This is a genomic window from Cellulomonas sp., from assembly GCF_036279715.1.
Taxonomy (GTDB): Bacteria; Actinomycetota; Actinomycetes; order Actinomycetales; family Cellulomonadaceae; genus Cellulomonas_A.
The window spans coordinates 1-3,987 of sequence record NZ_DASUIR010000149.1; the positions used below are offsets into that span (position 1 = coordinate 1).

Annotated in this window: 3 protein-coding genes and 1 pseudogene; 3 read left to right on the top strand and 1 reads right to left on the bottom strand. The window is 74.6% G+C overall.

What is annotated here, in order from left to right; genetic code table 11:
• Positions 1-250 (top strand): annotated as a pseudogene (locus tag VFW79_RS13930) (methyl-accepting chemotaxis protein); the annotation flags it as partial.
• 108 nt (positions 251-358) lie between these two features.
• Here VFW79_RS13930 and VFW79_RS13935 read toward each other — a convergent pair.
• Positions 359-1,231: an SDR family oxidoreductase gene (locus VFW79_RS13935; RefSeq protein WP_329677893.1), complete on the bottom strand. Its 873-nt coding sequence runs from the start codon at positions 1,229-1,231 to the stop codon at positions 359-361.
• A 79-nt stretch (positions 1,232-1,310) separates the two neighbouring features.
• On the opposite strand from VFW79_RS13935, the gene VFW79_RS13940 reads away from it, so the two are divergent.
• Together VFW79_RS13940 and VFW79_RS13945 are read left to right on the top strand one after the other, a co-directional pair.
• Positions 1,311-2,813, top strand: coding sequence for an amidohydrolase (locus VFW79_RS13940; RefSeq protein ID WP_329677894.1), 1,503 nt, complete (start codon positions 1,311-1,313; stop codon positions 2,811-2,813).
• Between the two features lie 120 nt (positions 2,814-2,933).
• Positions 2,934-3,987, top strand: a 1,054-nt coding sequence (locus VFW79_RS13945; RefSeq protein WP_329677895.1) for a zinc-dependent alcohol dehydrogenase family protein, incomplete at its 3' end; no start/stop codon positions are given.

The window sequence follows — 3,987 nt, forward strand, 5'->3', positions numbered from 1 at the left end:
CGCGTCGATCAATGACTATCAGCTGACGATCGCCAGTGCGGTGGAGGAGCAGACGGCGACGACGAACGAGATGAGTCGGGGGGTGCAGGAGGCGGCGATGGGGTCCAGTGAGATCGCGTCGAACATCACGGGGGTCGCCACCGCGGCCGACACGAGTGCTCAGGTCCTGAGCCAGATGGGCGACTCGGTGACCGAGCTCGCCCGCCTGTCCGCCGACCTGCGTGAGGGTGTCGCCGCCTTCACGTACTGACCACGCAGCTGGACGCGAGCCCGGCAACCTCCCCGGCCCGCGCGGGCGGCCTGGGCGTTCGGGTTCGCCGCGCACGAGGCTGCGACCAACGGCTACCCGTCGGTGCGGTCAGAGCGCGAGCGGCGCCAGCAGCTCGCGGAGCGTCATCGGCCGCCGACCCGTGAGGCGCTCGACCGTGTCCGTGACGAGTGCCAGCTCGCCGGCAGCGATCGCGGTGTAGGTGGAGACCCACGCGTCGACCTGCCAGTCGGGGGCGCCGTAGGACGCGCGCGACGCGTACGCCTCGTCGATCGTCTCCGGGTGGTAGGTCATCTCGCGGCCGGTCACGTCACTGATGATCCGGGCCGCCTCCGTGAGGCTCAGGGCCTCGCGCCCCGTGAGCTCGTAGGTCGCCCCGGCATGCTGGTCGGCCGCGACGAGGATGCCGGCGGCCACCCGTGCGACGTCGGCGCGCGCCACCCCGCCGACCACGCCGTCGCCCGCCGGACCTCGGATGACGCCGTCGGGCCCGGCGAGGTCGGGCAGGAAGTCGAGGTAGAAGCTGTCGCGCAGGATCGTGTGCGGCACGCCGACGGCGCGCAGGTGCTCCTCGGTGGCCCAGTGGTCGCGTGCGAGCGTGAAGGTCGCGTCGGGCGCGGCACCGAGGAACGACGTGTAGACCACGTGGCGGACACCGGCCGCGACGGCCGCATCGATGAAGGACCGATGCTGGTCGAGGCGGTCGGCGCTCTCCGCGGCGGAGACCATGAACAGCACGTCGACGCCGTCGAGCGCGGCGACGGACCGGTCGCGGTCGCCGTAGGTCGCCACGGCGACTTCCGCTCCAGGGAGCTGCGGGGCGCGCGCGGCCGAGCGGACGACGAGCCGCAGTCGTGCCCCCTCGCGCGCCAGGTCGTGCGCGACGAGCCCGCCGACGTGGCCGGTGGCGCCGGTCACCGCGATGAGACCTGTCGTGGCGTGGGGTGAGGGCGATCCCGTCATGCCCCCATGATGGATCGGCGCTGCCGCGCGCGCCCACTACGCCGACCCTGTCACCGCTCCCGAGTGGTTCGATGGCGACATGAACGGATCTCCGGTCGAGGCTGTCCTGCTCACCGACGCGCGGCTCGTGGGGGCGGCGCGCCCGGTCGACGTGCTCGTGCGCGACGGCCGGATCGTGGCGGTCGGACCTCGGGACACGGCGGACGGCCGAGCGGGCGTCGAGCGGATCGACCTCGACGGCCGGACGGTCGTCCCGGGCCTCTGGGACGCGCACACGCACATGACGCAGTGGGCGCTCGCGCGGCGTCGGGTCGACCTGTCCAGCGCGTCGTCGGCCGCCGAGGCCGTCGCGATCGTCGCCCGTCGGCTCGCCGAGCAGCCGCCGCCCGACGGGGTGCCGCTCGTCGGGCACGGGTTCCGCGACGGGCTGTGGCCCGACGTCCCGACCGCGGTCCTGCTCGACGCGGCCGTAGGGGAGACACCCGTCGTGCTCGTGTCAGGCGACCTGCACTCGGGGTGGCTGAGCAGTGCCGGGCTGCGGTTCGTCGGGGCGGGCGAGGGCTCGACCGGCCTGCTGCGCGAGGGTGCGTGGATGCCGTTCACGGCCTCGATCGACCACGTGCCCGACGACGTCGCGGACGCCTGGGTCGAGGAGGCCGCGCGGGCCGCCGCAGCCCGCGGTGTGGTCGGTGTCGTGGACTACGAGATCGCCGACAACCTCGACGTGTGGCGCCGCCGGATGGCGCACGGCTCGACAGCGCTGCGGGTCCGCGCCGGCGTGTGGGAGGCGTTCCTCGACCGCGTCGTCGCTGAGGAGCTCGCGACGGGCGACGTCGTCGTCGGCACGGGCGGCCTGCTCGCCCAGGGCCCGCTCAAGGTCATCACCGACGGCTCGCTCAACTCGCGGACGGCGTTCTGCGTCGAGCCGTACCCGGACCTCACCGGCGACGGCGCGCGCGGCGTGCTCTCGATCCCGCCCGAGCTGCTCGTCCCGCTCATGGGCTACGCGCACGCGCACGGACTGACCTGCGCGATCCACGCGATCGGCGACACCGCGAACACCCTCGCGCTCGACGCGTTCGCCACGACGGGTGCGCGCGGCAGCATCGAGCACGCGCAGCTGCTCGACCCGGCCGACATCCCCCGGTTCGCCGAGCTCGGGCTCGTCGCGAGCGTCCAGCCCGAGCACGCGATGGACGACCGCGACGTCGCCGATCGGCACTGGCCCGGGCGCACCGACCGCGCGTTCATGTTCCGCTCGCTCGTCGACGCCGGGGTCACGCTGGTGCTCGGCTCCGACGCACCGGTCGCGCCGCTGGACCCGTGGATCGCGATCGACGCCGGTGTGACGCGCGCCCGGGACGGCCGGGAGCCATGGCACCCCGAGCAGCGCCTCGACCTGCGCACCGCGCTCGCGTCGTCGACCGACGGCCGTCCGCTCACCCTGGCCGTGGGTGCGCCCGCGGACCTCGCGGTGCTCGAGGTCGACCCGGACGACCAGGTCGACGCACCCGGCGGGCTGCGGGCGATGCCGGTCGCGGGGACGTTGCTCGCGGGGCGCTGGACGCACCGGACGTTCTGAGGAGTCCGTCCGGCGCTGGCATCGGAGGTTCGACCGTCCGTTGCCAGCGCACTCGGCGAGCAACGGTTGTCCGGGTGGCGGGTCGCGGCTCGGCGACCGCGCGTGCCCCAGGATGTACCCGTGCGCGCCGTCATGATCGAAGAGTTCGGGGCATTGCCCACCGTCCAGGACGTCCCGGCGCCCGCGTGCCCGACGGCGGGCGTGGTGGTGAAGGTCGAGGCCACGGGTGTGTGCCGCAGCGACTGGCACGCGTGGCAGGGCCACGACTCGGACGTCACGCTCCCGCACGTCCCGGGCCACGAGCTCGCGGGCACCGTCGTCGAGGTCGGGCCGGACGTGCGCGGCTGGGCGGTCGGCGACCGGGTCACGGTGCCGTTCGTCAACGCGTGCGGCGACTGCGCGGCGTGCCGGGCGGGCGAGCAGCAGGTCTGCGAGCGCCAGACGCAGCCGGGCTTCACGCACTGGGGCTCGTTCGCCGAGCTCGTCGCGCTCGACCACGCGGACGTCAACCTCGTCCGGCTGCCCGAGGGCATGTCGCCCGTGACGGCCGCGGGGCTCGGCTGCCGGTTCGCGACGGCCTACCGTGCGCTCACCGTGCACGGCCGGATCCAGCCTGGTCAGTGGGTCGCGGTGATCGGCTGCGGCGGCGTGGGCCTGTCGGCCGTCATGATCGCGGCGTCGCTCGGTGCCCAGGTCGTCGCGGTCGACGTCTCTCGGGCGGCCCTGGTGGCGGCGCACAAGTTCGGCGCGACGCTCCACGTCGACCCCCGCACGCTGGGCACGGGCTCGCCGGCGGACGTCGGCGCAGGGATCCGCGCGCTGACCGACGGCGGTGCCCACGTCTCGCTCGACGCGCTCGGCTCGCCCGCGACCGCTGCGGCGTCCGTCCTGAGCCTGCGTCGGCGCGGCCGGCACGTGCAGGTCGGGCTGCTGCTCGGGGACCAGTCCGCGCCCCGCCTGCCGATGGACCGGGTCATCGCCTGGGAGCTCGAGCTGTACGGCAGCCACGGGATGGCCGCGCACGAGTACCCCGCGATGCTCGAGCTGATCGCCGCGGGCGTGCTCCGTCCGGAGCAGCTCGTGGGCCGGGTCGTCCGGCTCGACGAGGCGCCCGACGCGCTCGCGGCGATGGGCGGGCCGGTGGGGTCGACGGGGATGACGATCGTCGTGCCGT

Coding starts and splice junctions, on each gene's coding strand:
- VFW79_RS13940 (WP_329677894.1), top strand. CDS start 1,311: ATGAACGGATCTCCGGTCGAGGCTGTCCTGCTCACCGACGCGCGGCTC.
- VFW79_RS13935 (WP_329677893.1), bottom strand. CDS start 1,231: ATGACGGGATCGCCCTCACCCCACGCCACGACAGGTCTCATCGCGGTG.